Here is a 24,156-nt window from a genome sequence, read left to right on the forward strand (position 1 = left end):
TCCTTTCGGACACGAATGAAGTATGGGCGTTCTTTCGATGAAAGGCAAACCTCGCCAAACACTCTGACGTCATCCTCGGGCTTGTCCCGAGGATCTGCAACGTCTTGATTTTGTTGACGTGTTTAGATCCTTGGGACAAGCCCAAGGATGACGTTGAGAAGAATGCGCAACGTTCACCATCAATTTCCATGCCATATAAAGTACCCAGAAATTTCAACCGGACAGCCATGGCTTGACCCCACGATGAGGCCAAATCTGGCAAAAGGTTTGCGGCCTTGTGAGACGAGCATTTTGCGCCGCCCATCAATCGCTTTGACGGAAAAATCCCGACGAAATTGTCAAACCCAGGTTTCGCGTTCGCCGAATGGTGTGTCGGCGTCGAAATTTTTGGTGCCGATCCTGTCGCTTTCACCGGAAAGGCCGGGCTTTTCCGCATTCTCGCTCGACGATGCCGATTTGTCGGCGCTGTTTTCGAGAGCCTCAAGCTGAGCTTTGAGGGACGCGATTGCGCTCTTCAGCTCTTCCTGTGCTTTCGCTTCCGTGGTCTGGGCAAGCTCCGACTGCTTTTCGGCAATCTGTGCTTTCAGTTCGGAAACGCTTGAAGACGATGTGGATGAAGAAGAAAGCAGGGAAACAGCGGCGCTCGTTCCCGAAACGGCAGAAACCATGGTCGCCTCGTGGCGGATGTGTGGAATGGAAGGATGTGAAACAAAATTTGAAAGCAAGGCTACGCAATACGGGGATGCCTTGGAGCGCAGATTATGCTGCTAATGTTTAATGAATACTTTCACGGCGTTACGAGTTTTTGGCGGAATTTTTCGTAGTGGCTAGATGGGTAAAATCCTGCTGGCGACATGCCTGCTCGTGGCCGGAGCGTCTTTGACGGGACAGCTTGCGGAAGGTCAGCGGGTTTTCAGCCAGTTCAGCACATAAACCCGCAGGGACGAGGAGAGATTGCTGTCGGCGGCGCGGTTGTCGTCAATTTCGGCGAGCAGGGCGGCAAAACTGATCTTGCGTCTTTCCGCAATGATTTTCAGTTCGTCCCAGAAGGCATCCTCAAGTGAAATGCTGGTGCGGTGGCCGTGCAACGTCGCGGAGTGCTTGCGGATCATCAGATCGGTCTCCGGTGAAACCGGTTGGAGGTCTGAATCATGTCTCCCCCGCAAGTCCCTGTTTTGCGATTCTTTTCTGATAGTCCCGAAATCCGCGTCGGTCGGCCGGCCCGTCAGTCCTTGCCGGTCCCATCATCGTTTTTTTCGAGCCGCCTCTGATCGAGCGCCTTTTCGGCCTTTTCGTTCAGGGCCGAGGTGAGATTTTTTTCGGTCTTGGTTCGGCCGAAGGACAGGCGGTTCTGCTCCGCCTGTTTTTCTTTTTCGCTACGGGCTTTCTGTTTCCGAAACTGACGCAGATTGACGATATCGGCCGCCATGGGGATATGTCTCCTCGGGTTTCGTAAGCTCGGTGTAAAAGCCGTTATTGCTTCTTGCGGAAGGCATCCAGCGAAACGACCGAACCTTCCTTCTTTTCCTCACCGGATTTCGGTGTTTCGGAAGCGGCAGCGGGCTTTGCCTCATGGGAAACGGGATAAGCGGTGATTTCCGCATCTTCCATCTCTTCTTCTTCGGCCAACGGCACGTCGAATTCGAGCTCAAAATTGACGGAAGGATCGTAGAAACCGCGAATGGCGTTATAGGGGATAACAAGCTTTTCCGGCGTATCGGAGAAGGAGAGGCCGATTTCAAAGCCGGTTTCGGTGACCTTCAGGTCCCAGAACTGATGCTGGATAACGATGGTCATCTGCTCGGCATATTTTGCCTTGAGGTGCTGGGAAATCCGCACGCCCGGCGCACCGGTCAGGAAGGTGATGAAGAAGTGGTGGTCGCCGGGCAGGCGGCCGGTTGCGGCCACTTCACCCAAAACCTTGCGAATAACGCCGCGAAGGGCATCCTGTGCGAGAATGTCGTAACGGATATGATCCTGCCCCATGCGGTCCTGTCTTTCCCTTATTCGAACGTCTTTTCATGCACGGCGCGGCTTGCGCGCCAAGGACGCTGTAACACTTTGAATCTTCGCGTAATCCTTGAGCCGGGATCATTTCCGATCCTGACGCTCACGCGTTGGCCAAGTATACGCAATGTCCTGAACGGCAGCAACGGAAAAGCCGATGCCGATTGCGAGTCAGCTATCATATAACCAATTCAGGCAAAATGGAGAAGGTGGAGGTTTCTGTTGCCAGGTACCTCCGAACCCCGCCTCACGGGGCTAACCGTGAGGACTTTAGAGCGGAATTCCCGCACCGCCATTAGGCAGCGAGAGCATATTCCTTAGCGTTGTTGTCGTTTGCAACTACACTTGTGACCCGATAACGGCGGTATCATGCCGAGCAAAAGTTCGATCTTTACGCCCTTGTCGATCCTGTTTCGCCCCCATCAAAAGCCGGCCTTCGTTCCATGAAAGTCCGCCGGTTTTTGGTGGAGGCGCCGGGTACCGCCCCCGGGTCCAATAGGTTTATTACACCGACCGTTTATCGCCATAGCCGGGTTGCCCCGGCAAGGCTCATATAGGCGTTTCGACCGCCTGAGAAAAGGGGGGTGATGACAATTCCATGAAAAGGTTTCGTGATTGCCGCCCGCACTTTAGACAATTCTTGACGACGAGGGATTGCTGTCCCATTGTCCATGCAACCGGTCATCAGAAGCAACACCGGGCCGGGGACACACGAAGGAGTGGACATGACTGACTATCTCGCAGATGTGAAGAAATACGACGCAGCAGCCGACGAAGCCGTTGTCGGCAAGATCGTCAAACATCTCGGCATTGCCCTGCGCAACCGGGATTCCTCGCTGGTGTCCGCTTCCGATCCGGAAGAGCTTGCACGTGTGAAGGCGAGCTGGTGCGGCAAGAAGCTCGGCGTGACTGATGGTACGGCCGATCAGGCAATCGATGCCGTCGCCAAGGCCATGGCAGCGGACCGTTCCAAATCGCGCGTGACCTTTTATTATCTGGTCGCCAAGGAACTCGGAAAACTGCAATCCCTCTGATTTTTCCTGAAAGGCGGGGATAAGCGTTTCCCCGGTGATTGGTTCTGCCGCCCTGTGCTATTATATTCCCTCTATATCAGGGAATCGGCGGCAGAACGCATGAAACAATATCTCGATCTTCTCCGGCATGTGATGGAAACCGGCTCCGACCGCGGAGACCGCACCGGCACGGGTACGCGCTCGGTCTTCGGTTATCAGATGCGTTTCGACCTTTCCGAAGGGTTTCCGGTCCTCACCACCAAGAAGCTGCATCTGCGCTCCATCATCCATGAACTTCTCTGGTTCCTGAAGGGCGATACCAATATCGCCTATCTCAAGGACAACGGCGTTTCCATCTGGGATGAGTGGGCCGATGAAAACGGTGATCTCGGCCCGGTCTATGGCGCGCAGTGGCGCTCCTGGCCGGCACCGGACGGTCGCCATGTCGACCAGATCGCGCTTTTGATCGAGGGCCTGAAAACCAATCCGAACTCGCGCCGTCACATTGTTTCGGCCTGGAACCCGGCGCTGGTGGATGAGATGGCGCTGCCGCCCTGCCATTGCCTGTTCCAGTTCTATGTGTCGGACGGCAAATTGTCCTGCCAGCTTTACCAGCGCTCCGCCGACATTTTCCTCGGCGTGCCCTTCAACATCGCGTCCTATGCGCTGCTGACGCTGATGGTGGCGCAGGTCACCGGCCTGAAGCCGGGCGATTTCGTCCATACGCTTGGTGATGCGCATATCTATGCCAATCATTTCGAACAGGCGCAGCTGCAGATGACGCGCACGCCCAAGGCCCTGCCGACGATGCGCCTCAATCCTGACGTGAAGGACCTTTTCGCCTTTAAGTTCGAAGACTTTACGCTGGAAAACTACGAGGCCGATTCAAGCATCAAGGCACCGATCGCGGTATGAGCGGGCCGCGCGTTACCATCATCGTCGCGGTGTCCGAAAACGGTGTCATCGGCCGCGATCTCGACATGCCGTGGAAACTCTCGACCGACCTCAAGCGCTTCAAGGCGATGACGATGGGCAAGCCGCTCATCATGGGGCGCAAGACGTTTTTATCCGTCGGCGAGCGCCCATTGCCGGGCCGCCCGCATATCATCGTCAGCCGAAATGCTGACTACCGGCCGCAAGGCGTGGATGTCGTCTCCTCACTGGAGGAGGCTTTGACGCTTGCTAAAAGCAAGGCTGCGGAACTGGGTGTGGATGAGGTCTTCGTGGCCGGTGGCGGTGAGATTTACCGTCAGGCCATGCCCTTCGCCGATCAACTTTCCGTCACCCATGTGGCGGTAAAGCTCGATGGCGACACTTTTTTTCCGGAAATCGATCCTGCCGTTTTTGAGAAAACCGAGGAAATCCCCGCTCCCGCAGGGGAAAAGGACAATTATCCGGTTCTGTTTACCACTTATGTGCGAAGAGCCGCGTCAAAGTGAACTATTTACCCCGATTGGGTATTTAGTTACCACCTCTGCGTTGAAACGGACGCTTCTCCTTCCTATAACGGGTCGATATTCCCGCCGCACGCGAGCAATCGCTTTCGAACGGAACCGGGAGAGGCTTTTATAAAGAGGTATTGATGCCCTGGAGCAATCAGAATGGCGGCGGCGGCCCTTGGGGCGGCGGCGGTGGAGGAAACAACCAGGGCGGCGGTGGCGGCCCATGGGGGCAGGGGCCTAACCGGCCTCGCGGCGGTGGCGGCGGCAATGGCGGCCCGCCCGATCTTGAAGAGATCATCCGGCGCAGCCAGGACCGTTTCAAGAATGTGCTGCCCGGCGGCTTCAACGGCGGCGCGGTTGCCATCGTGGTTCTCGTCGTGCTGGTTTTCCTCGGCATCCAGTCCATCTATACCGTCCAGCCGGACGAGCGCGGCGTGGAGCTGCGTTTCGGCCGCCCGAAGGACGAAATCTCGATGCCCGGCCTGCATTTCCATCTGTGGCCAATCGAGACGGTTGAGATCGTCAAGGTTACCGAGCAGCAGCAGAATATCGGTTCGCGCGCCTCGTCGTCTTCGTCGAGCGGCGTGATGCTGACGGGCGACCAGAACATCGTCAACGTGCAGTTCTCGGTGCTCTATACGGTTTCGGATCCGAAATCCTATCTCTTCAACGTCGACAGCCCGGCCGAAACCCTGCAGCAGGTTTCCGAAAGCGCCATGCGCGAAGTCGTCGGCCGTCGTCCGGCACAGGATATTTTCCGCGATAATCGTCAGGCGATTGCGGCGGATGTGCGCACCATCATCCAGTCCACCATGGACGGTTATGGCGCCGGCATTTCCATCAATGCCGTGGCCATCGAAGATGCGGCGCCGCCGCGCGAAGTGGCCGACGCCTTCGACGAAGTGCAGCGTGCCGAACAGGACGAAGACCGCTTCGTTCAGGAAGCCAACCAGTACGCCAACCAGAAGCTCGGCGCCGCGCGCGGTCAGGCCGCGCAGATCCTCGAAGAAGCGAACGCCTACAAGTCGCGCGTTGTCAACGAGGCACAGGGTGAGGCGCAGCGCTTCGTCTCCATCTATGACCAGTATCGCACCGCGCCTGACGTGACCCGCCAGCGCATGTTCCTGGAAACGATGGAACAGGTCCTGAAGGGCTCCAACAAGATCATCATCGACGAGAAACAGGGCGTGGTGCCTTATCTGCCTCTGAACGAGATCATGCGCAACAATCCGGGCGCAGCACAGCAGGGAGGCAACTGATATGGGTAACCGTCTTACTGCCATTCTCGTCGGTCTCGCCGTCGTGCTTTTCCTCGGTTATTCGTCGATCTTCGTCGTCAACGAACGCCAGCAGGCCATCGTCGTCCGCTTCGGTGAAATTCAGGACGTGAAAACCGCGCCGGGCCTCTATTTCAAGCTGCCCTTCGCCTTCATGGATGCTGACCGAGTGCAATATATCGAGAACCGGGCGCTGCGCTTCGATCACGACAATATCCGTGTTCAGGTTTCCGGCGGCAAGTTCTACGAGGTCGATGCCTTCGTGGTCTATCGCATCACGGATGCGCGCCACTTCCGGCAGACGGTCTCGGGTGACCAGATGTCGGCGGAATCGCGCCTGCGTACCCGCCTCGACGCATCGCTGCGCCGGGTCTACGGTCTGCGCGGCTTCGAATCGGCGCTTTCGGATGCGCGTGCGTCGATGATGCAGGAAGTGCGCGACGATCTGCGTCCCGATGCGGAATCGCTCGGCATCAGCATCGTCGATGTCCGCATCCGCCGTACCGACCTGACGCAGGAAGTCTCGCAGCAGACCTTCGAGCGCATGAAGTCGGAACGTCTGGCCGAGGCCGAACTCATCCGCGCCCGCGGTAATGAAGAGGCCCAGCGCCGCCGCGCCATCGCCGACCGTCAGGTCGTCGAGCTGGAATCCGACGCCCGCCGTCAGTCCGAAGTTCTGCGCGGTGAAGGCGATGCGGAGCGCAACAAGGTGTTCGGTGAGGCTTTCCAGCGCGATCCGAACTTCTTTGAGTTCTATCGCTCCATGTCCGCCTATGCCAATGCGCTGAACGGCAACGGCACGACGCTGGTTCTGTCCCCGGACTCGACCTTCTTCCGTTATTTCAACAATATCGACGGCGCGGCCCCTGCCGCTCCGGCCGCACCTGCGCCAGCACCGGCGAACTGATAACGGATAATGTGATTTTGGAGGGGCCGGTTTTTACCGGCCCTTTCTTTTCGATCGAGTGCGCTCTGAAATTCATAAAATTGTGGGCCAACAACACTAGTATTCGGTTTTCACAATCTGGAAGAACGGAAGATGCTGCGCGCGCTTCAGCATGATAGAGACAGTTACTCAGTCGCCTTTGTATTCGCCGTACTTGGATTCGCAGCTTTTTCATTGATGGACGCTGTTTCCAAAACTCTCAGCAGTTCACACTCGCTTCCTCAGGTGCTTTTTTTCTCCGGTATTTTTGCCGTCATTTTCAGCTTGTTGCTTTCCAAGCCGTTGGGTGGCTTTAAGATTCATTCTGCAAAGGGATGGGCAGTGGTGTCCGCGCGGGGTGTCATGTCCGCTGGTATGATATGGCTGACACTATACGCGATTTCACGTATGCCGATTGCAGACGTTTATTCGATCCGCTTTACGAGCCCCATCATCACGATATTGCTGGCTTTGGTGTTTCTGAGAGAACGTCCCAACAACTTTCAATGGTTGTCTGCCGTTCTGGGTCTTGCCGGCGTCATGATCGTTCTTCAGCCGAGTGGCGCGACCGACAACGTGGCTGTTCTATGTCGGGGCAGGTGCTTTGCTTGCAATCGGAAGGCTATGCCTGACGCTTTCGATACGGATGGCGCAGTCCTCTTTCATGGCGCCTTTTCAGTATACCCAACTGCTCTGGAGTTTATTATTCGGCTACCTATTCTTCTCCGAACAGCCGAGCCCGGTGTTATGGGTGGGTTATTCTCTTGTTCTCGTGAGTGGTGTTGTCGGTGTGCTGGCGAGCCGGAAGGCGTTGTCCGAGCGATAATGTCCGCATGTTTTCCGCGTTCTTTCCTGAAAGCGATCACAATCGACAATAGGTGTTTGCCTTGCTCACGCTTTTCTGTACGGCTTTGATGCGCGCGAAGAGGTGTTGGAAACAATTGCCTGTTCACGAAAAGGTATTTTTACACTTCATCATTCCGCCTTATGCTTTGCCGATATATGCAGGGCAGGACTATTTGAAACGCGAGGACGCTTATGGCCGTGACCCTTCTTTCGCCTTTTCGCAGCAGCATCGCCGCAGTCGCGGGCATCGCGCTTGTGGCAGGTAGCCTTTCGGCTCCGGTTGCTGCGAGAGCGCAGAGCCACGGGCCAGAATCGGTGGCCGATCTCGCCGAGCCGCTTCTCGATGCGGTGGTGAATATTTCCACCTCGCAGAACGTCAAGACCGAGGGCAAGGGCCCGGTTCCGCCGCGTTTGCCGGAGGGGTCGCCCTTCCAGGAGTTCTTCAAGGATTATTTCGACAGCCAGAAGCCCGAAGGCGGCGAAAAGGTGAGTTCGCTGGGTTCGGGTTTCGTCATCGATCCGGCCGGTTATGTCGTCACCAACAACCACGTCATCGAAGGTGCCGATGCCATTGAGGTGATTTTCCCCAATGGCTCGAAGCTGAAGGCGACGCTGGTCGGCACCGATACCAAGACCGATCTTTCCGTCCTGAAGGTGGAGCCGAAAGCACCGCTGAAGGCGGTCAAGTTCGGCGATTCGCGCAGCATGCGCATCGGCGACTGGGTGATGGCCATCGGCAATCCCTTCGGGCTCGGCGGTTCGCTGACCGTGGGTGTCATTTCCGCACGCGGCCGCAATATCAATGCCGGCCCCTATGACAATTTCATCCAGACGGATGCGGCCATCAACAAGGGCAATTCCGGCGGTCCGCTCTTCAACATGAAGGGTGAGGTTATCGGCATCAACACGGCGATCATTTCCCCGAGCGGCGGTTCGATCGGCATCGGTTTCGCCGTTCCAACTGAGCTTGCCCAGAATATCGTCCAGCAGCTCATCGAGTTCGGCGAGACCCGCCGCGGCTGGCTCGGCGTTCGTGTCCAGCCCGTCACTGACGATGTGGCCGCGAGCCTCGGCATGGACAGCGCCAAGGGTGCGCTGATATCAGGCGTCGCCAAGGGCGGCCCGGTGGAGAACGGCCCGATCCAGGCCGGCGATGTCGTCCTGAAATTCGACGGCAAGGATATTCACGAAATGCGCGACCTCCTGCGGATCGTGGCGGAAAGCCCTGTCGGCAAGGAGGTCGATGTGGTGATCCTGCGTGACGGCAAGGAGCAGACCGTCAAGGTCAAGCTCGGCCAGTTGCAGGATACGACGGACGAAAAGGCTTCGACCGAAGATCAGCAGAGTGAAGATGGCGATGGCGGCGTGGTTGCGCCCGAAGATGATGGCGGCGCCGACGATCAGGCGCAGGACCAGACGCCGGAAGTGCGTGAAGCGCCGCAGAGCGTGCTCGGCATGAACCTCGTGGTACTCAGCAACGAGCTGCGCACCGAAAAGGGCATTGCCGAAAGTGTCGAAGGCGTGCTGGTGGCGAGCGTCGATCCGGGCTCGCCGGCCGAACAGAAGGGCATGAAGGCCGGCGATATCATCGTCGAAGTCGGGCAGGACTTCATGGAAGTTCCGGGCGACGTGCTGGTGCGTGTGAACGGCCTGAAATCCGAAGGCCGCAAGAATGCGCATATGATGGTGGCGGATGCGCAGGGCAATCTGCGCGTCGTGGCGCTGCCGCTGGAATAAGCTGCTTTTCACCCGCTCCGGCAGGAATCGGGTGGTTGCGGTCCCGTCATGTCCCTATCCCTTGGTCTCCATCAAACGGAGGCCAAGGATATGAAATTACTCGAAAACAAGGTTGCCATCATCACTGGCGCGTCATCCGGCATCGGCCGGGCGACGGCGATGTTGTTTGCTGCCGAAGGCGCGGCCGTCGTCATCAATGCGCGGGGTGAGGCGGCGCTCGGCAAGGTTGCCGCAGACATTCGTGAGACAGGCGGCCGTGTCCACACCGTCGTGGGTGATGCCGGTGTTGCCGAAACCCATTCCCTGATGGCGGCGGCGGCCGAGAGCGTGTTCGGCGGTCTCGATATCGCCGTCAACAATGCCGGTGCGGTGGGGGCCATGAAGCCTCTTGCGGAGATTTCGCCCGAGGAGTGGGATCACGTGCTGACCGCCAATCTCACCTCTGCCTTTCTCGGTGCACGCAGCCAGATTCCGCTGATGTTGAAACGGGCCGGCGGCTCCATCGTCTTCACCTCCAGTTTCGTCGGCTCCAGTGCCGGCATACCGGGCATGGCCGCTTATGGCGCATCCAAGGCGGCGTTGATGGGACTGGCGAAAGGCATTACCGCCGATTATGCCGTCAAAGGCATTCGCGCCAATGCGTTGCTGCCGGGCGGGGTCGATACGCCCATGGCCGGGGATGCGGCCCAGAAGGAATGGGCTGCGGGTCTGCATGCGATGAAGCGCATTGCCCAACCGGAAGAAATGGCACAGGCAGCACTTTTTCTTGCAAGCTCGATGGCGAGCTTCGTCGCCGGGACGGCGCTGTTCGCCGATGGCGGCAATGCGGCGGTAAAGTAAGCCGTAAAATCGGGCGGGCGAGGAAATTATCGCGCCCGCCATTCCTCCAGCGTCAACGCATAGGTGACGTGTGGCCGCAGATGTGGATGGGTGTCTTCCGGCACGCGCGGATGGTCGAAATCGCGGGAAGGGTCGCGTTTCAGGCCGATGCGCTCCATCACCGCCGTCGAACGATGGTTGTCGTGCACGGCGAAGGAGACGATTTCCGGTGTTTCTTTCTCGTCAAAGGCCATAACGAGCAGCGATTGCGCGGCTTCGGTGACATAGCCGTGCCCCCAGAAGCGGGTGGCGAGCCGCCAGCCGATTTCCATGGTGCCGATCGGGAAGGGCGGATCGAGGTTCATGACCGGGGATATGCCGCAGAAGCCCATGACTTCACCGGTTTCCCGCAGCTCCATGGCGTAAAAGCCATAACCGCTGCCGCGGATCATGCCATTGATGGTTTCCAGCACCGCGTCGGCTTCCGCATGGCTGCGGCGGAAGGGGAAAAATTCCATGACCTTCTCATCCGCATTGATTTCGCGGAACAGGTCGCGGTCGCTCTCCTTCCACTCGCGCAGAATGAGTCTTTCTGTCTCACGAATGATCATGGAATGACAAAATCCGTCTTGCGATAACCCTGAATGTAAAGAAGCGCAGTCAGGTCGCCATGGTCGATGCGCATCCGCGCTTCGGCGGCAACGGCGGGCTTTGCGTGCAGGGCGACACCGGCGCCGGCCAGATGCAACATGCCGAGATCGTTGGCGCCATCGCCGACCGCCATCGCCTCTTCCGGTGAAATGCCGAGCTTTTCGGCAATCTGGTTCAGCGCATCCACCTTGGCCTGTTTGCCGAGGATGGGTTCGGCCACCGTGCCGTCAAGCTCGCCATTGGCTTCGCCGAGCAGATTGGCGCGGTTCTCATCGAAACCGAGCATGGCGGCGACACGGTTGGTGAAGACGGTGAAGCCGCCGGAAACAAGCGCCGTGTAATAACCTTTCGCCTTCATGGTGGTGATCAGTTCCTTGCCACCCGGTGTAAGGGTAATGCGTTTTTCGATGACATCATCGATGACCGAAACAGGCAGGCCTTTCAGCAGCGCGACTCGCTCACGCAGCGCCGGTTCGAAGGCGATCTCGCCATTCATGGCGCGGGCGGTGATGGCGGAGACCTTGTCCTTCAGCCCGACTTCGGCCGCCAGCTCATCGATGCATTCCTGGCCAATCATGGTCGAATCCATGTCGGCGATCAGCAGCTTCTTGCGCCGTTGATCCTGCTCCTGGATGACGATGTCTATTTTCCGATCGACGATTGCCATTCGGAGGAGACGATCAGCCGCGTCTGCGTCGGTTCCCTCGGGGAGCGCGATATCGCAGGCGATGCCATCGGCCAGCCAATAAAGGCCCGATGCGTTGACGGCCTTTGCGGCCGCTTCGCCGAGGGCCGGTGTCAGAACAGGATTTGACGGATTGGCGATAAGCGTGGCAACGAGAGCCATGATGAAAAACCTTGATGAGAATTTTGATGCGATCCTGATAACCGGCCCGACGGCAAGCGGCAAGTCCGCGCTTGCGCTTCGTCTGGCGCGGGAGCGGAACGGCGTCGTCATCAATGCCGACAGCATGCAGGTTTACGACACGCTGCGGGTGCTGACCGCCCGGCCTTCGGAAGACGAGATGGAGGGTGTGCCGCATCATCTCTACGGCCATGTGCCGGCAAGCAGCCTCTATTCGACGGGTGAATGGCTGCGGGATATTTCCGCGCTGCTTTCCGATCTGCGTGCTGAGGGGCGTTTTCCCGTCATCGTCGGCGGCACCGGTCTTTATTTCAAGGCACTTACGGGTGGCCTCTCCGATATGCCCGCCACACCCGATGGCATCCGCGATGGATTTCGTACCCGGCTGATCGAGGAAGGGGCAGCGGTGTTGCATGCCGAATTGTCGCGCCGTGATCCGGCCATGGCGGAGATGCTGCAGCCGGGAGACGGGCAGCGTATCGTCCGGGCTCTGGAGGTGCTTGAGGCGACGGGAAAATCGATCCGCGATTTCCAGCGTGCCAGCGGCCCGGTAATCGTCGATCCCGAGCGGGCGCAGAAATTCGTCGTCCTGCCGGAGAGGCCGGTGCTGCATGACCGTATCAACCGCCGTTTCGAGGCGATGATGGAAAGTGGTGCAGTGGAGGAGGTGCAGGCGCTTCTCGCGCTTAATCTTGCACCCGATGCAACGGCGATGAAGGCGATCGGCGTTTCGCAGATAGCCGACATGCTTGCAGGGCGCATGGGCGAGGCGGAGGTGATCGAAAGATCGGCGGCCGCGACCCGGCAATATGCCAAACGGCAGATGACCTGGTTCCGCAACCAGATGGGCGACGACTGGAAACGCATCCAGCCGTGAAGGGGGCCTAATCCTTGCGGTAGAGGCTGCCGAGCGGTTTTTTCAGCAGGCTTTCGCGTAGCGAAGGGCGCGTCTCGCCGGGCGGCGGGCCATTCTGTGCCTGCATCTGGAAACCGGCCTTGCGCAGCTCGTTGACGGCGCCGGAGGTGGGGTCCGCCGAGGCGTTCGTGGTTGGCGCAGGCGGTGCGCGTCCGGGCAGCATGTCCGGGCGATAGGGTTCATATCCCTCTGATGCGGGCGCTCCCAATTCACGCTTCCAGCTATCGATCTCCTCCGTCGCCCGGCTTGGCGGGGTCGGTTCCGGCTGGTCGGAAAAAGCCGCTTCCACGCTTTGCTGGAAACCGGTGATAACGGGCTTGGCCGTGGCGCGCATGCGGGTGACGATGCTGTTCAGGTCGACCGTGTCAGGGGTTTCATGGCTCACATGGCTGGTGATGCCGCTCGCCTTCGGCAATTTGGCCGTCACGACACGGTCGAAGCGCATGCGCATCGGCACATTCACGGCCTCGCCGAAGGCAATGGCCTCGCCATTGCCGATGGAAGAAAGGAAACTCGTGGTCGAGGTCGACGCGTTCGGCACGGCGGAGAGAATGATCTTCTGGTCGATCTCGTTCGACAGCCGCATGGCGAACAGGGTCGAGCATTGCGACAGGATGGTCTGGTCCAGCTCGCTTGGCCGCTGACTGATGACGCCGAGCGAGATGCCGTATTTGCGGCCTTCCTTGGCGATCTGGGCGATGGATTGCCGGGTGGGGAAAAAGCCGCGTTCGGGGTCAGCCGGAACATAACGGTGCGCTTCCTCGCAGACGACGAGCATATGCAGCGAGCCGCGCGCCAGCACCGCCAGTTCGAAGGACATGCGGCAGAGCACCGAGACCACCGAATTCACTACTTCGGAGGGGATGCCGGAGAGCTGGAACACCGAAATCGGTTTGCCTTCCCCGGGTATGCGGAAAATATGCGCGACCGTCTCCAGAATATTGTCGTTGATCGTATTGCTGGAGAACATGAAATTGTAGCGCGTGTCGTTGATGGCCGAGAGGATGCGGCCTTTCAGCGTGCGCAGGGCGGGTTTTTCGCCGCGCCCTTCCAGCCTTCCGATGCGTTCATCGATGAGGGCGAGGAGATCGGCGATGCGGTAGGGCACCGGCGTATCCGGCGTGATCGCGCTTTTGTCGGCCGTGCGGCGCACGGCGGAACCTTCGGTGCCGCGAAATGCCTTTTTCGCTTCCGGAACGAGATCTCGAAGAAAATCCATTTCTTCCGGCACGGGCTTGCGTCCGCGGAAAATCACTTCCGCAAACTCCTCAAGGCGCATCAGCCAGAAGGGCAAATCCAGCGTGTCGGTGTCGATGACCACCGAATGATCGGGAAAAGCGGCCGCGAATTCATTATGCGGATCGAGAATGAGGACGCGCAGTTTCGGGTCGGTCTCGATCGCCTTGTTCAGCAGCAGCGAAACGGCAGTGGTCTTGCCCACACCCGTCGAGCCGACAACGGCGAAATGTTTGGCAAGCATCTGCGGAATGCTGATGGCGGCGTCGATCGTGTCGTCCTGGGTCAACTTGCCGATGACGCAGGCGTCGCGTTTGCCGCTGTCGTAGATCTTTGCAAGGTCGCTGGTGCGGATGCGATGCGCCACCGCGCCGAGATAGGGGTAACGGGAGATGCCGGTGGAAAAACGTTCGCTGCCATCTTCGGTGCGATAGACTTCGCCCACGAGTTCCACGTCGATCAGCAGCCTGTTTGGCCTGTCCGCTGCCCAATAATCTTCGCCGGTGCGCATGGCAAAGACCAGCGCGGTGACACGGCTCGTGCCCATTTCGATGGAGATCAGGCGTCCGACGGACCAGAGCTGCGACACATCGGTGGAGCCGGGTTCCGTTTCGGCGGCAATGGTGGCATGCGCCCCGTTACAGGCGATGACACGACCCAGCATGCGGTTTGCCGGTTGCTGGCCGGATCGCCGTTCGTTTTCGTCCATGCGGGACGCGTTATGAGACGTGTCGTTATTCACATTTTTTCCCGGTACATGCGGATGATCGCGGTGGTTCGGGCAGCATCTGCGCTTTCGAGACTAAAAGATTATGCTTAACAACAAGTGTATGGGCTGCGTTCGAAAATTTCGCCAAAGCCCCCTCTAGGGTAATAAAAGAAGGCGGTGGTGATTTTTTCCTGCAATATGCGTTGACGGCTGGGGCTTTTGTGGCTAACACTCCGGCCCATGAAAAATCTTAACGTACTTATCGTGGTGGGACGGCGCATGGGCAGGATGGTGTAACCATCCGGCGAAAGCACCCATGCGCTGAACGAGGCTCCTCTAGGGGCCTTTTTTTATGTCTTCAAACAGGCCCTCGGGCTCCTCGATATCCAAAGCCAAAGCGGGATGGAAACAGGCAATGACGGATAAGGACAATACGGAAAACAGCAATCGCATGACAGGTGCGGAGATCGTTCTGCAGGCGCTGAAGGACAATGGCGTCGAGCACATCTTCGGTTATCCCGGCGGTGCCGTTCTTCCGATCTATGACGAGATTTTCCAGCAGGAAGACATTCAGCACATTCTCGTGCGCCACGAGCAGGGTGCCGGCCACGCGGCCGAAGGTTATGCCCGCTCCACCGGCAAGGTCGGCGTCATGCTCGTTACCTCCGGCCCCGGCGCGACGAATGCGGTCACCCCGTTGCAGGATGCGCTGATGGATTCCATTCCGCTCGTCTGCCTGTCCGGCCAGGTTCCCACCACGCTGATCGGTTCCGATGCTTTCCAGGAATGCGATACCGTCGGCATCACGCGCCCCTGCACCAAGCACAACTGGCTGGTGAAGGACGTCAACGAGCTGGCGGGCATCATCCATGAGGCCTTCCGTATTGCGCAGACGGGTCGTCCCGGCCCTGTCGTCGTCGATATTCCGAAGGACATCCAGTTCGCCACCGGCACGTACACCCCGCCTTCCGCCTCCGTTCAGCAGAAGAGCTACAAGCCAAAGGTTCAGGGCGACCTCAACGCAATTCACGCCGCCATCGACCTGATGTCCAAGGCGAAGAAGCCTGTCTTCTACACCGGCGGTGGCGTCATCAATTCCGGCCCGGAGGCAACCCGTCTGCTGCGCGAACTGGTTGAGCTGACCGGTTTCCCGATCACCTCGACGCTGATGGGTCTTGGCGCCTATCCCGCTTCCGGCAAGAACTGGCTCGGCATGCTGGGCATGCACGGTTCCTACGAAGCCAATATGACGATGCATGATTGCGACGTTCTGGTCTGCGTCGGCGCGCGTTTCGACGACCGAATTACCGGCCGCATCAATGCGTTTTCGCCGAATTCGAAGAAGATCCATATCGACATCGACCCGTCTTCGATCAACAAGACCGTTCGCGTCGACGTGCCTGTTATCGGCGATGTCGGGCATGTTTTGGAAGACATGGTTCGCCTGTGGCGCGCCTTGCCGAAAAAGCCGGAGAAAGCGCAGACGGAAGACTGGTGGTCGCAGATCGAACGCTGGCGCGCCCGCAATTCCTTCGCCTACAAGAATTCCAAAGATGTCATCATGCCGCAATATGCATTGCAGCGGCTTTATGAGGCGTCGAAGGGACGTGATACCTATATCACGACAGAGGTTGGCCAGCACCAGATGTGGGCGGCGCAGTTCTTCGGCTTCGAGGAGCCGAACCACTGGATGACTTCGGGCGGTCTCGGCACCATGGGCTACGGCCTGCCGGCAGCCATCGGCGTACAGGTGGCTCATCCCGAAGCGCTGGTCATCGACATTGCCGGTGATGCCTCGATCCAGATGTGCATCCAGGAAATGTCCTGCGCCATCCAGTACGGCCTGCCGGTGAAGATTTTCATCCTCAATAACCAGTATATGGGCATGGTTCGGCAATGGCAGCAGCTGTTGCACGGCAACCGCCTGTCGAACTCCTATACCGAAGCCATGCCTGACTTTGTCAAGTTGGCGGAAGCCTATGGCGCGGTCGGCATGTATTGCGACGATCCGAAGGAACTGGATGACAAGATCGCCGAGATGATCGCGGTCAACAAGCCGGTTATCTTCGATTGCCGCGTTGCCAATCTTGCCAATTGCTTCCCGATGATTCCGTCTGGTAAAGCCCATAACGAGATGCTGTTGCCGGATGAGGCGACGGATGAAGCCGTTGCCAACGCCATTGACGCCAAGGGCCGTCAGCTAGTCTGAGCCGGGAGAGGAAAAGGACATGAACGCACACCTACAACCCACCGGCTCCGCCTATTTCATCCAGAAGGAAACGGCTGCCGTTGAAAATCACACGCTGTCGGTTCTCGTCAGCAACGAGCCGGGCGTCCTCGCCCGGGTCATCGGCCTTTTCTCCGGCCGTGGCTATAACATCGAAAGCCTGACGGTTTCGGAAACGGAACATGAAGCGCATCTGTCGCGCATCACCATCGTCACGCGCGGCACGCCCATCGTGCTGGAGCAGATCAAGGCGCAGCTGGAGCGCATCGTTCCGGTGCACCGGGTTCTCGATCTCACCGTCCGTGCCCGCGAACTGGGGCAGGAACGGCCAATCGAGCGCGAAGTGGCGCTGATCAAGGTTGCCGGCACGGGCGAAGTCCGCGCCGAGGCATTGCGCCTTGCCGATGCGTTTCAGGCCAAGGTGGTGGATGCGACGGTTGAGCATTTCATTTTCGAGATCACCGGCAAGTCATCCAAGATCGACCAGTTCGTGGCGATCATCAAGCCGCTCGGCCTGATCGAGATTTGCCGCACCGGTATCGCGGCGATGAACCGCGGCCCGCAGGGGATGTGATCTCCCAACGCGAGAAGTGCCGTCCAATATCAAGCCCGCGCTACGTTGCGGGCTTGTGTTTTTCCCAACTATAGTCCGGTGCGTTTTCCAAAGGGGATGATGCGTGCATTTCCTGCACGACCGGGGTTCTGCGGTGGTTCATCCGCGGGCCGCGTCACGACGAGACGACCGCCGACACCTTCGGCCAGCGCCGCGCTTTCGCGCATTCTGCGAAGCTGGGCCCGTGCTTCCGGTGTCGCCGTGCCGATCAGCCTTTCAACGCCGTCGACGCCACCTGGAACCGTCAGCCGACGTTTGGCATCAGGCATCGTATACCCATGTTCGCGAGAGTAGCGAAGGGTTAGTTGATAATGATCCGACAGGCCTTGTTCGGGATTTGCTCCGACATGGCAAACCCGGAAAGAAACGGAATCGTCCTCCACCCCGAAGATGTCGCCATCGGGGATGATATATCCGTTTTTCTCGGTAGCGATTTTGATGAAACTCAGGGCGCCCGCATATAATTCCGTCCAGGGAACCGGCGCGGCTTCCACGTGGATTTCCCGCCCAATATAGTCTGCTGCCCCCAAGGTGTGGATGCCGACATATTGCTTCGCCGATCCCCGGGGCTGTTCCGGACCGTAAAGGCAGGGATGAACCGTCAGCGGACCGATGGGCTCTCCCACGACTGTCGTGAAGTTGGCGGATGAAAACACCATGTTGCTCTGTGTCCAGTGGATCAGGCTTGCGGGCATTTCTGCGCAGATTGTTTCGCAGGCAATCGACAGGACTTTGATCCGCTCGAGAAACTCGGCAAGCGAATGTCCGGGCTGGTGCATGCCGAGTTCGTTGAACAGGCTCGAAATACCTTTTTCCCGCATCACGCCGCCGAATACACCGTGCTGCACATAGACAAGCAGATGGGATTTATGGCGTCTGATACGGTCTGTGGCATCGGGCACCAGCATGGTGGAGATTGGTGAGCCGAGTGTGCCAGCGAAAACGCCGTGATCCGCCGGCCCGGCCATGAACTCGATGGTGACCTGAAGATCGTTCGGCCCAAACATCTGCACATAGGTCGAAGACATTCCGGGGCACGTCAGGGGCATGCCGAGCCGGTTGAACACGGTTTGAAGCTGCTTGATCAGACCTGGTAATGGCGAGGAGGTGAAGTTGCCTTCCAAAAGGAGGGCTGCTTGCATTTGATTGGTATATTTCCCGATCATAATACTGATGATCCCGATTAATATATCAGTATCATCACGCATTCCGGTTGCGCTATCGTAAATATAGATCGTGAAGTTTAATCAATCTCACTCTTTCATTTGACTTCTGTTATGATTATTAGAGTTTTTTTATATTGATATTTATTCGTGCTCATATTTCGTTCTTTGCGCTTCGATGTTTACGTTTCAAAGAATGCCAGTTGGCAATGAAGTTTCTCCGAATCTGATTTCGATCCGAAAACTCGATCCGCTGTTGTCAGCCGTTCGGCCTGTGGTTCGTCGTATCCATTCGATGAATTTATATTCAACCATATGGTTGACTTTCTGCGTCGACAGTCCATATTCAACAACATGGTTGAATTATCCGCTTCACATCTCGACACCGTCTTTCATGCCCTTGGCGACGCCACGCGACGCACGATGCTGCGTGACCTTTCCCGTGGTGAGCGAACGGTGAGCCAGTTGGCGCAACCCTTCGATATATCGCTCGCTGCCGCCTCGAAACATATCAAGGCGCTGGAAAATGCGGGGCTTATCCGCCGCGAGGTGAGGGGCCGTACCCATGTCTGCCGCCTTTCGCCCGAACGGTTGGCAGAGGCGCATGAATGGCTGGATTTCTACCGGCGGTTCTGGGGCAATCGCCTCGATATTCTTGAGCAGATGCTCAGGGAGGAAGATCAGGGAAAAATCCCTGCAGATGGAGGAAATGACAATGGCTGATATTGCAATGCCTGACGCCTATGGCCGTCTCATCGAGCCCACCACCTTAAAGATCGAACGGCTGCTGCCGGGACCGATCGAGCGGGTATGGGCCTATCTGACCCAAAGCGATCTTCGCCGCCGCTGGCTGGCATCGGGCGAAATGCGGCTTGCGGCTGATGCGCCGTTCGAGCTCGTCTGGCGTAACGACGAGCTCTCCGATCCGCCTGGCCACCGCCCGGAGGGTTTTTCCGAAGAGCACAGGATGGCGTCCCGCATCATCACCGTCGTTCCGCCGCACCGCCTCGTCTTCAGTTGGGGCGAGGGCGCGGAAGTGTCCATCGAGCTTCAGGCTCTGGGCAAGGACGTGCTTCTGACGCTGGTCCATCGCCGGCTGGCGGATCGCACGACCAAGCTCAATGTCAGCGCCGGCTGGCACGTCCACCTCGATATTCTCGCTGCCCGGCTTCAGGAAGAGGAGCCCGGTCCCTTCTGGGATACCTGGCTGGGGCTGAAAGAGGAATATGAGCACCGCATACCCTAATGAGGGGCGGTACGTTCTCATGATCTGACGGCGCGGCTTGTCGCGCCGTTTCGTCTGGTCCGTGCCTGATGTCGCATGCCTGAACAACAGGCTTTTTCATCGGCATTGCGTTCACATTCCGATTCAACCGCTTGAGCGATTGATTCCGAATGGTTGCGTAACTCTCTGTTACCTCAAAGCATTTCCAGCGAGATCTTGCGTGTTGGCGGCGGGAAGACGGCATCCAGTGCCGCCAAGTCTTCCTCGGTTATTTCAAGATCGGTCGCGCCGCGATTTTCCTCGACACGGGAGACGCTGGCGGATTTCGGAATGGCGATGACGCCGTCCCTTTCCAGAAGAAAGGCCAGCGCCAGTTGCGCCGGTGTCGCCTGATAGGCCTTGGCGATGCGGATGAGTTCGTGGTTCTTCAAGATGCGGCCCTGCTCGATGGGGGAATAGGCCATCAGCGGCACGCCGCGCTCCTGGCACCAGGGTAGCAGCGAAAACTCGGGTCCACGCCGGGACAGGTTGTAGAGTACCTGATTGGCGGCGCAGTTCTTGCCGCCGGGAACCGTAAAAAGCTCTTCCATGTCGTCTGTATCGAAATTGGATACGCCCCAGTCGCCGATCTTGCCGTCGCTCTTCAGCCTTTCGAAAGCCGCCACGGTTTCTTCGAGGGGATGCTCGCCGCGCCAATGCAGAAGATAGAGGTCGATATGGTCGGTGCCGAGCCTTGCAAGGCTGCGCTCGCAGGCCTCCGCCGTGCCTCTGGCGCTGGCGTTCCAGGGATAGACCTTGCTGACCAGAAACACGTCGTCCCGTCGGCCGGCAATGGCCGCGCCGACCACCTCTTCCGATCGGCCATCCGCATACATTTCCGCCGTGTCGATCAGCGTCATGCCAAGATCGATCGCCTTGCGGATGCTTTCGACCTCCTGCGGCGCGGATGATCGCGTCTCCCCCATGTTCCAGGTCCCGAGGCCGAGGGCTGGAACCTCCTTTCCGGAGGGCAGGGTGACGGAAGGAATATCGTCATACATGGGTTCGCTCCAGCGGTTGTTGATTGGACAATAGAACTTTGTTCCGACTTCTCAAAGCCGGCACGGACAGGATCGATCCATCAAAAAAATTGACCCCGGCCATCGATCCGGCGGGGTGGCCTGATGATGGCCCGGCGGATAGGATTTCGGCTCAAGGAGAGATCATGACAATCGAAACTTTCATCGCGCTGGTGCTGTTTGCCTTCACCACCTCCATCACGCCCGGCCCGAACAACATGATGCTGTTTGCGTCAGGCGTGAATTTCGGTTTCCGCCGCACCATTCCGCATATGCTGGGCATCGGCGCGGGGTTTCTGTCGCTGCTGATCGGGGTCGGCTTCGGTCTCGGCGCGTTGCTGCATTCGGTGCCAGCGCTTTACACCGGCCTGAAATTCGCCGGCGGGCTCTATCTCGTCTGGATCGCGTGGAAGATCGGCACCTCGCGCAGCCTCAGCGAAGGTTCGGCCGCATCCGAGCCGATGAGTTTCCTCGCAGCCGCCGCCTTTCAATGGGTCAACCCGAAGGCCTGGGTGATGGCGGTGACGGCGATGGCGACCTATACGGATGAGGGGCAATATTTCCTCACCGTCCTTGTCGTCGGGGTGGCCTTCGCCGCGGTCAATCTTCCCAGCGTTTCCACCTGGGCCGGTTTCGGTTCGGCCCTGCGCGACTGGCTGGCTGTCCCGGCCCGACTCAAATGGTTCAATATCACCATGGCCGTGCTTCTCGTCATCAGCCTCTGGCCGATGCTGAAATAGCGGTCTTCACGTCGGAAATTGCCGGTAACATTCCTCGGCGATTGCCTGCACCTCGTCGCGCGTCAGCTCGGCGGACACGGCGTAGCCCAGTTCATTGTCGATCCAGTAGAAGGTCTCGATGCCGTCGGCGCTGGCCATGCGGAAGCTGGTGGTGCGGTTTTCCTCGTTATGGCCGATCAGCACCGTCACCCGGCGGCCGGTCTTGTCCTGATACATCAGCATCGCACCCGGCTTGCCACTGACGGGGATAAGACGTCCGCCGACGAGGTCGTATCCGATCTTCGAGAGATCGGGGATGGTGAAGGGGTAACCGAGCCGCTTGCCGAGCCATGTGGCGAGATGCTGCTGTTCTCCGGCGCCGACTTCGACGGGATGGCGCACCTCGCTTGCATAGATGAGATAGGCGGATTTCGCCTGTGCCGGAATATCCGTCGTCAGCGACGCCAGGGTCACGTCCTGTGGCGTGGAAAAAGACGGCGGCAGAAGCCTGCCCGCCGCAGCACCCGCCACGAAGATCAAGAGGGCTGCCGCTGTTTGCAGGAGAACCGGTTTTGCCCGCCATGCGCTGTCCTTTTTTTGCGGATTGAGCATCGATGCATCATGCGGATGCGCGGCGGCATAGGAGGCAAAGGCATTGCGCAGAATATCGGCCTGATTTCTCCACGCCTGCACCCGGGCCTGGTCTTCCGGTCTTTCCGCCAGCCAGGCCTCGACAGCCGCGCGATCGTCGTCGGAAAGAAGTCCGTCGACATAGGCGTGCAGATCGTCTTCGGTTATGGCCTCTAGCCGTTTCATCGTGGTCTCCGCAGGGGAATGATATTATCCGCCGCCAGATGCTGGCGAAGGGTCTCGCGGGCGCGGGACAGTCTGGACATGACGGTGCCGAGCGGGATCGACAATGTCTCGGCCGCCTCCTGATAGCTGTAACCCTCCACCGTCACCAGCATCAGCACCGCGCGCATATCAGACGAAAGAAGGGCGAGCGCGCCATGCAGGCGGTCGTTCTCCAGCGTGTCGGAGAGCGTTTCCGTGACGGCGATGCTCTCATGGCCGTCCAGGCTCTCGGACGGGTGGCGTTTCTCGGCGCGGTGGCGGTTACGATAAAGATTCGTCATTATCGTGTAAGCCCATGTTTTCAAACCCGTTCCGCGCCATTGCCTTTTATTGGCCAGCGCCTTTTCCACGCAGTCCTGCAAGAGGTCCTCGCCATCGGCGTCGGAACGGGAAAGGCTGCGGGAATAACGGCGCAGCATGGGCATCAGTGCCAGCATTTCGGTTTCGAAACTGCCGGCTGCGGGGGAATGGTTCCCCCGCTTTTCGTCCGTCATGCCATCAGGGTTTTGCGGCATCCCATACACCGTTCATACCGTCGCCGGTGGCGTCGCCTTTTTTCGTGTCCTTGACCCAGTAATAAAGCGGCATGCCGTCCTTCGCCCATTGCATCTTGCCATCCTTGCGCTTCACGAGGGAATAGGCGCCCTCGGCCTTGTCGCTGGCGGCTGCGAAAAACGGCGGCCAGTTCACCGCGCATTTGTCATAACAATTGGATACGCCCTTCTTGTCGTTCTTGAAAGTGTAGAGCGTCATGCCTTTTTCGCCCGCCAGCACATCGCCCTTGGCGGTCTTGACGGTTTCGACCGCAGGGGCGGCATAGGCCGTTCCGGCAAAAGCCAGAACGAGGGCGGGAACGAGAAAGCGGATCTTCATGGACATATCCTCCTTGGTTCGGGGGCGGGCTCAAGCCGCCAGCACATCAAGAGACACCGCAACCCGATGGATTATTCCCCGTTTCGAATATTTTTAAACTTATCCATTGAGCTAAGTGTTTTGTCATGATAGTTAGCCTTATGGAAAACTATTCAGACGCGCTCGACGACATCTTCCAGTCTCTTGCCGATCCGACCCGCCGGGCGGTGATCCTGCGACTGGGCGGCGGGGAGGCGAGCATCGGAACGCTCGCCGAACCCTTCGATATGGCCTTGCCATCCTTCATGAAACATATCCGCCAGCTGGAAGAGGCGGGGTTGATCGTGACGCGCAAGCAGGGGCGTGTCCGGTTCTGCGCGCTGGAGAAACAGCGGTTCTCCATGCTCGATGGCTGGCTTTCGCAGCAGCGCGCCATCTGGGAGGGCCGCACCGATCGGCTCGAGCAATTCGTCATGGCGCAACAGGACAGGATGTCCAGCAAAGGGGAGAATGACCAATGACCGAGACTTTCAATCCCGATCTCGACCTGAAGATTTCACGCATCATAAGGGCGCCGCGCCGGCTCGTCTGGAATGCCTGGACGGACAAGGCCAGCCTCGAACAATGGTGGGTGCCGCATCCCGGCCAATGCCGCGTCGACCGCATGGAGCTTTATCCCGGCGGCGCTTTCGAGACACGCTACAGCGAGGATGGGGCGGCATTCGGTCCGCATGTCAACGGATGTTTCCTGGCGGTGGATCATGAGGAGCGTCTCATCTTCACCGATGCGCTGACTGCGGGTTTCCGGCCCTCTGCAGAGCCGTTCCTCACCGCCGTGATGACGTTTCGCGATCATCCAGACGGCATGGAATATGTGGCCTATGCCATGCACAACAACCTTGCCGACCGCGACAGGCATGCGGAGATGGGCTTCTTCGACGGCTGGAACACGGTTGCGGAGCAACTGGCGCAGCTTGTCGAGAAGCAGGCGGCGCATTGAG

28 protein-coding genes and 1 other RNA gene are annotated in these 24,156 nt (G+C 58.7%); 16 read left to right on the top strand and 13 right to left on the bottom strand.

The genetic code is table 11. The features are described 5' to 3' along the window. Positions 1-338 precede the first annotated feature (338 nt). The 5 genes from AC5YUO_RS12205 to ssrA form a co-directional block, all read right to left on the bottom strand. Positions 339-668: a hypothetical protein gene (locus tag AC5YUO_RS12205; protein WP_496153481.1), complete on the bottom strand. Its 330-nt coding sequence runs from the start codon at positions 666-668 to the stop codon at positions 339-341. 234 nt (positions 669-902) lie between these two features. Beyond that, on the bottom strand, positions 903-1,112 hold the full coding sequence (locus tag AC5YUO_RS12210) for a ribbon-helix-helix domain-containing protein (RefSeq protein ID WP_400813345.1): 210 nt from the start codon (positions 1,110-1,112) through the stop codon (positions 903-905). A 113-nt stretch (positions 1,113-1,225) separates the two neighbouring features. After that, positions 1,226-1,429 carry a DUF4169 family protein gene (locus AC5YUO_RS12215; protein WP_496153482.1) on the bottom strand — a complete coding sequence of 68 codons (204 nt, stop codon included), beginning with the start codon at positions 1,427-1,429 and terminating at the stop codon, positions 1,226-1,228. Between the two features lie 44 nt (positions 1,430-1,473). After that, positions 1,474-1,986: an SspB family protein gene (locus tag AC5YUO_RS12220; RefSeq protein WP_496153483.1), complete on the bottom strand. Its 513-nt coding sequence runs from the start codon at positions 1,984-1,986 to the stop codon at positions 1,474-1,476. A gap of 229 nt (positions 1,987-2,215) precedes the next feature. After that, positions 2,216-2,590: a transfer-messenger RNA gene (ssrA, locus tag AC5YUO_RS12225) on the bottom strand. A gap of 142 nt (positions 2,591-2,732) precedes the next feature. Here ssrA and AC5YUO_RS12230 point away from each other — a divergent pair. From AC5YUO_RS12230 to AC5YUO_RS12265, 8 genes are all read left to right on the top strand, one after another. Beyond that, positions 2,733-3,041 (top strand): DUF2853 family protein, encoded by a 309-nt coding sequence (locus AC5YUO_RS12230; protein WP_003522365.1) that lies wholly within the window; start codon positions 2,733-2,735, stop codon positions 3,039-3,041. Between the two features lie 99 nt (positions 3,042-3,140). Then, entirely contained in the window at positions 3,141-3,935 is a 795-nt protein-coding gene (locus AC5YUO_RS12235; RefSeq protein WP_496153484.1) for a thymidylate synthase, read from the top strand. Continuing rightward, complete coding sequence (locus tag AC5YUO_RS12240; protein ID WP_496153485.1) at positions 3,932-4,459, top strand: dihydrofolate reductase; 528 nt, start codon at positions 3,932-3,934, stop codon at positions 4,457-4,459. Before AC5YUO_RS12235 ends, AC5YUO_RS12240 begins: the two co-directional genes overlap by 4 nt. Before the next feature lie 143 nt (positions 4,460-4,602). After that, positions 4,603-5,721, top strand: coding sequence for an FtsH protease activity modulator HflK (hflK, locus tag AC5YUO_RS12245; RefSeq protein WP_003522368.1), 1,119 nt, complete (start codon positions 4,603-4,605; stop codon positions 5,719-5,721). Between the two features lies 1 nt (position 5,722). Next, complete coding sequence (gene hflC, locus AC5YUO_RS12250; protein ID WP_496153486.1) at positions 5,723-6,646, top strand: protease modulator HflC; 924 nt, start codon at positions 5,723-5,725, stop codon at positions 6,644-6,646. Between the two features lie 132 nt (positions 6,647-6,778). Continuing rightward, complete coding sequence (locus AC5YUO_RS12255; protein WP_496153487.1) at positions 6,779-7,579, top strand: DMT family transporter; 801 nt, start codon at positions 6,779-6,781, stop codon at positions 7,577-7,579. A 123-nt stretch (positions 7,580-7,702) separates the two neighbouring features. Continuing rightward, positions 7,703-9,247, top strand: a complete 1,545-nt coding sequence (locus AC5YUO_RS12260; RefSeq protein WP_496153488.1) for a Do family serine endopeptidase — start codon at positions 7,703-7,705, stop codon at positions 9,245-9,247. Positions 9,248-9,337: 90 nt separating this feature from the next. Next, positions 9,338-10,087, top strand: a complete 750-nt coding sequence (locus AC5YUO_RS12265; protein WP_496153489.1) for an SDR family oxidoreductase — start codon at positions 9,338-9,340, stop codon at positions 10,085-10,087. Between the two features lie 26 nt (positions 10,088-10,113). Here the strand turns inward: AC5YUO_RS12265 and AC5YUO_RS12270 are convergent, their stop codons facing one another. Next, positions 10,114-10,677 carry a GNAT family N-acetyltransferase gene (locus AC5YUO_RS12270; RefSeq protein WP_063949279.1) on the bottom strand — a complete coding sequence of 188 codons (564 nt, stop codon included), beginning with the start codon at positions 10,675-10,677 and terminating at the stop codon, positions 10,114-10,116. Beyond that, positions 10,674-11,564: a phosphoserine phosphatase SerB gene (serB, locus tag AC5YUO_RS12275; RefSeq protein WP_496153490.1), complete on the bottom strand. Its 891-nt coding sequence runs from the start codon at positions 11,562-11,564 to the stop codon at positions 10,674-10,676. The genes AC5YUO_RS12270 and serB overlap by 4 nt, the downstream gene beginning before the upstream one ends. Here serB and miaA point away from each other — a divergent pair. Beyond that, complete coding sequence (gene miaA / locus AC5YUO_RS12280; RefSeq protein ID WP_496153491.1) at positions 11,563-12,459, top strand: tRNA (adenosine(37)-N6)-dimethylallyltransferase MiaA; 897 nt, start codon at positions 11,563-11,565, stop codon at positions 12,457-12,459. The genes serB and miaA overlap by 2 nt on opposite strands. Positions 12,460-12,466: 7 nt before the next feature. Here miaA and AC5YUO_RS12285 read toward each other — a convergent pair whose 3' ends face one another. Further along, complete coding sequence (locus AC5YUO_RS12285) at positions 12,467-14,476, bottom strand: ATP-binding protein (protein ID WP_496153492.1); 2,010 nt, start codon at positions 14,474-14,476, stop codon at positions 12,467-12,469. A gap of 382 nt (positions 14,477-14,858) precedes the next feature. On the opposite strand from AC5YUO_RS12285, the gene AC5YUO_RS12290 reads away from it, so the two are divergent. Then, on the top strand, positions 14,859-16,652 hold the full coding sequence (locus AC5YUO_RS12290) for an acetolactate synthase 3 large subunit (protein WP_496153493.1): 1,794 nt from the start codon (positions 14,859-14,861) through the stop codon (positions 16,650-16,652). Between the two features lie 19 nt (positions 16,653-16,671). Beyond that, a complete protein-coding gene (ilvN, locus tag AC5YUO_RS12295; RefSeq protein WP_063949275.1) occupies positions 16,672-17,244 on the top strand; it encodes an acetolactate synthase small subunit in 573 nt (190 codons plus the stop codon). A 68-nt stretch (positions 17,245-17,312) separates the two neighbouring features. Here the strand turns inward: ilvN and AC5YUO_RS12300 are convergent, their stop codons facing one another. Next, complete coding sequence (locus tag AC5YUO_RS12300) at positions 17,313-18,491, bottom strand: hypothetical protein (RefSeq protein WP_496153494.1); 1,179 nt, start codon at positions 18,489-18,491, stop codon at positions 17,313-17,315. 309 nt (positions 18,492-18,800) lie between these two features. On the opposite strand from AC5YUO_RS12300, the gene AC5YUO_RS12305 reads away from it, so the two are divergent. Together AC5YUO_RS12305 and AC5YUO_RS12310 are read left to right on the top strand one after the other, a co-directional pair. Further along, the gene (locus AC5YUO_RS12305; RefSeq protein WP_496153495.1) at positions 18,801-19,169 is read left to right on the top strand and encodes an ArsR/SmtB family transcription factor; all 369 of its coding nucleotides are present in this window, start codon (positions 18,801-18,803) and stop codon (positions 19,167-19,169) included. Continuing rightward, positions 19,162-19,692 (top strand): SRPBCC family protein, encoded by a 531-nt coding sequence (locus tag AC5YUO_RS12310; RefSeq protein WP_496153496.1) that lies wholly within the window; start codon positions 19,162-19,164, stop codon positions 19,690-19,692. Before AC5YUO_RS12305 ends, AC5YUO_RS12310 begins: the two co-directional genes overlap by 8 nt. A 173-nt stretch (positions 19,693-19,865) precedes the next feature. Here AC5YUO_RS12310 and AC5YUO_RS12315 read toward each other — a convergent pair whose 3' ends face one another. Next, positions 19,866-20,711 carry an aldo/keto reductase gene (locus AC5YUO_RS12315; protein WP_496153497.1) on the bottom strand — a complete coding sequence of 282 codons (846 nt, stop codon included), beginning with the start codon at positions 20,709-20,711 and terminating at the stop codon, positions 19,866-19,868. Between the two features lie 164 nt (positions 20,712-20,875). Between AC5YUO_RS12315 and AC5YUO_RS12320 the strand changes: the two genes are divergently transcribed. Next, positions 20,876-21,469, top strand: a complete 594-nt coding sequence (locus AC5YUO_RS12320) for a LysE family translocator (RefSeq protein ID WP_496153498.1) — start codon at positions 20,876-20,878, stop codon at positions 21,467-21,469. A 6-nt stretch (positions 21,470-21,475) separates the two neighbouring features. On the opposite strand, the gene AC5YUO_RS12325 is transcribed toward AC5YUO_RS12320, so the two are convergent. From AC5YUO_RS12325 to AC5YUO_RS12335, 3 genes are read right to left on the bottom strand one after another with little or no spacing between them, the layout of a single operon-like run. Next, on the bottom strand, positions 21,476-22,264 hold the full coding sequence (locus AC5YUO_RS12325) for an anti-sigma factor family protein (RefSeq protein ID WP_496153499.1): 789 nt from the start codon (positions 22,262-22,264) through the stop codon (positions 21,476-21,478). Continuing rightward, positions 22,261-22,818: an RNA polymerase sigma factor gene (locus AC5YUO_RS12330; RefSeq protein ID WP_496153500.1), complete on the bottom strand. Its 558-nt coding sequence runs from the start codon at positions 22,816-22,818 to the stop codon at positions 22,261-22,263. The genes AC5YUO_RS12325 and AC5YUO_RS12330 overlap by 4 nt, the downstream gene beginning before the upstream one ends. Continuing rightward, positions 22,802-23,182, bottom strand: a complete 381-nt coding sequence (locus tag AC5YUO_RS12335) for a COG4315 family predicted lipoprotein (RefSeq protein ID WP_496153501.1) — start codon at positions 23,180-23,182, stop codon at positions 22,802-22,804. Before AC5YUO_RS12335 ends, AC5YUO_RS12330 begins: the two co-directional genes overlap by 17 nt. Before the next feature lie 134 nt (positions 23,183-23,316). Between AC5YUO_RS12335 and AC5YUO_RS12340 the strand changes: the two genes are divergently transcribed. Next, positions 23,317-23,676, top strand: a complete 360-nt coding sequence (locus AC5YUO_RS12340) for an ArsR/SmtB family transcription factor (protein ID WP_400813367.1) — start codon at positions 23,317-23,319, stop codon at positions 23,674-23,676. Next, positions 23,673-24,155 carry an SRPBCC family protein gene (locus AC5YUO_RS12345; RefSeq protein ID WP_496153502.1) on the top strand — a complete coding sequence of 161 codons (483 nt, stop codon included), beginning with the start codon at positions 23,673-23,675 and terminating at the stop codon, positions 24,153-24,155. The genes AC5YUO_RS12340 and AC5YUO_RS12345 overlap by 4 nt, the downstream gene beginning before the upstream one ends. The last annotated feature ends 1 nt before the right edge of the window (position 24,156 follow it).

The organism is Agrobacterium sp. LEGMi-208b, from assembly GCF_059511785.1.

What these genes read in the sequence shown, in the direction of transcription:
- serB (WP_496153490.1), bottom strand. Translation starts at nt 11,564, where the DNA reads ATGGCTCTCGTTGCCACGCTTATCGCCAATCCGTCAAATCCTGTTCTG.
- AC5YUO_RS12205 (WP_496153481.1), bottom strand. Translation starts at nt 668, where the DNA reads ATGGTTTCTGCCGTTTCGGGAACGAGCGCCGCTGTTTCCCTGCTTTCT.
- AC5YUO_RS12325 (WP_496153499.1), bottom strand. Translation starts at nt 22,264, where the DNA reads ATGAAACGGCTAGAGGCCATAACCGAAGACGATCTGCACGCCTATGTC.
- AC5YUO_RS12260 (WP_496153488.1), top strand. Translation starts at nt 7,703, where the DNA reads ATGGCCGTGACCCTTCTTTCGCCTTTTCGCAGCAGCATCGCCGCAGTC.
- AC5YUO_RS12305 (WP_496153495.1), top strand. Translation starts at nt 18,801, where the DNA reads ATGGTTGAATTATCCGCTTCACATCTCGACACCGTCTTTCATGCCCTT.
- AC5YUO_RS12335 (WP_496153501.1), bottom strand. Translation starts at nt 23,182, where the DNA reads ATGTCCATGAAGATCCGCTTTCTCGTTCCCGCCCTCGTTCTGGCTTTT.
- AC5YUO_RS12345 (WP_496153502.1), top strand. Translation starts at nt 23,673, where the DNA reads ATGACCGAGACTTTCAATCCCGATCTCGACCTGAAGATTTCACGCATC.
- ilvN (WP_063949275.1), top strand. Translation starts at nt 16,672, where the DNA reads ATGAACGCACACCTACAACCCACCGGCTCCGCCTATTTCATCCAGAAG.
- AC5YUO_RS12210 (WP_400813345.1), bottom strand. Translation starts at nt 1,112, where the DNA reads ATGATCCGCAAGCACTCCGCGACGTTGCACGGCCACCGCACCAGCATT.
- AC5YUO_RS12330 (WP_496153500.1), bottom strand. Translation starts at nt 22,818, where the DNA reads ATGCCGCAAAACCCTGATGGCATGACGGACGAAAAGCGGGGGAACCAT.
- AC5YUO_RS12235 (WP_496153484.1), top strand. Translation starts at nt 3,141, where the DNA reads ATGAAACAATATCTCGATCTTCTCCGGCATGTGATGGAAACCGGCTCC.
- AC5YUO_RS12340 (WP_400813367.1), top strand. Translation starts at nt 23,317, where the DNA reads ATGGAAAACTATTCAGACGCGCTCGACGACATCTTCCAGTCTCTTGCC.
- AC5YUO_RS12320 (WP_496153498.1), top strand. Translation starts at nt 20,876, where the DNA reads ATGACAATCGAAACTTTCATCGCGCTGGTGCTGTTTGCCTTCACCACC.
- miaA (WP_496153491.1), top strand. Translation starts at nt 11,563, where the DNA reads ATGATGAAAAACCTTGATGAGAATTTTGATGCGATCCTGATAACCGGC.
- AC5YUO_RS12290 (WP_496153493.1), top strand. Translation starts at nt 14,859, where the DNA reads ATGACGGATAAGGACAATACGGAAAACAGCAATCGCATGACAGGTGCG.
- AC5YUO_RS12300 (WP_496153494.1), bottom strand. Translation starts at nt 18,491, where the DNA reads ATGCGTGATGATACTGATATATTAATCGGGATCATCAGTATTATGATC.
- AC5YUO_RS12315 (WP_496153497.1), bottom strand. Translation starts at nt 20,711, where the DNA reads ATGTATGACGATATTCCTTCCGTCACCCTGCCCTCCGGAAAGGAGGTT.
- AC5YUO_RS12240 (WP_496153485.1), top strand. Translation starts at nt 3,932, where the DNA reads ATGAGCGGGCCGCGCGTTACCATCATCGTCGCGGTGTCCGAAAACGGT.
- AC5YUO_RS12310 (WP_496153496.1), top strand. Translation starts at nt 19,162, where the DNA reads ATGGCTGATATTGCAATGCCTGACGCCTATGGCCGTCTCATCGAGCCC.
- AC5YUO_RS12230 (WP_003522365.1), top strand. Translation starts at nt 2,733, where the DNA reads ATGACTGACTATCTCGCAGATGTGAAGAAATACGACGCAGCAGCCGAC.
- AC5YUO_RS12215 (WP_496153482.1), bottom strand. Translation starts at nt 1,429, where the DNA reads ATGGCGGCCGATATCGTCAATCTGCGTCAGTTTCGGAAACAGAAAGCC.
- AC5YUO_RS12265 (WP_496153489.1), top strand. Translation starts at nt 9,338, where the DNA reads ATGAAATTACTCGAAAACAAGGTTGCCATCATCACTGGCGCGTCATCC.
- AC5YUO_RS12270 (WP_063949279.1), bottom strand. Translation starts at nt 10,677, where the DNA reads ATGATCATTCGTGAGACAGAAAGACTCATTCTGCGCGAGTGGAAGGAG.
- AC5YUO_RS12220 (WP_496153483.1), bottom strand. Translation starts at nt 1,986, where the DNA reads ATGGGGCAGGATCATATCCGTTACGACATTCTCGCACAGGATGCCCTT.
- hflC (WP_496153486.1), top strand. Translation starts at nt 5,723, where the DNA reads ATGGGTAACCGTCTTACTGCCATTCTCGTCGGTCTCGCCGTCGTGCTT.
- AC5YUO_RS12255 (WP_496153487.1), top strand. Translation starts at nt 6,779, where the DNA reads ATGCTGCGCGCGCTTCAGCATGATAGAGACAGTTACTCAGTCGCCTTT.
- hflK (WP_003522368.1), top strand. Translation starts at nt 4,603, where the DNA reads ATGCCCTGGAGCAATCAGAATGGCGGCGGCGGCCCTTGGGGCGGCGGC.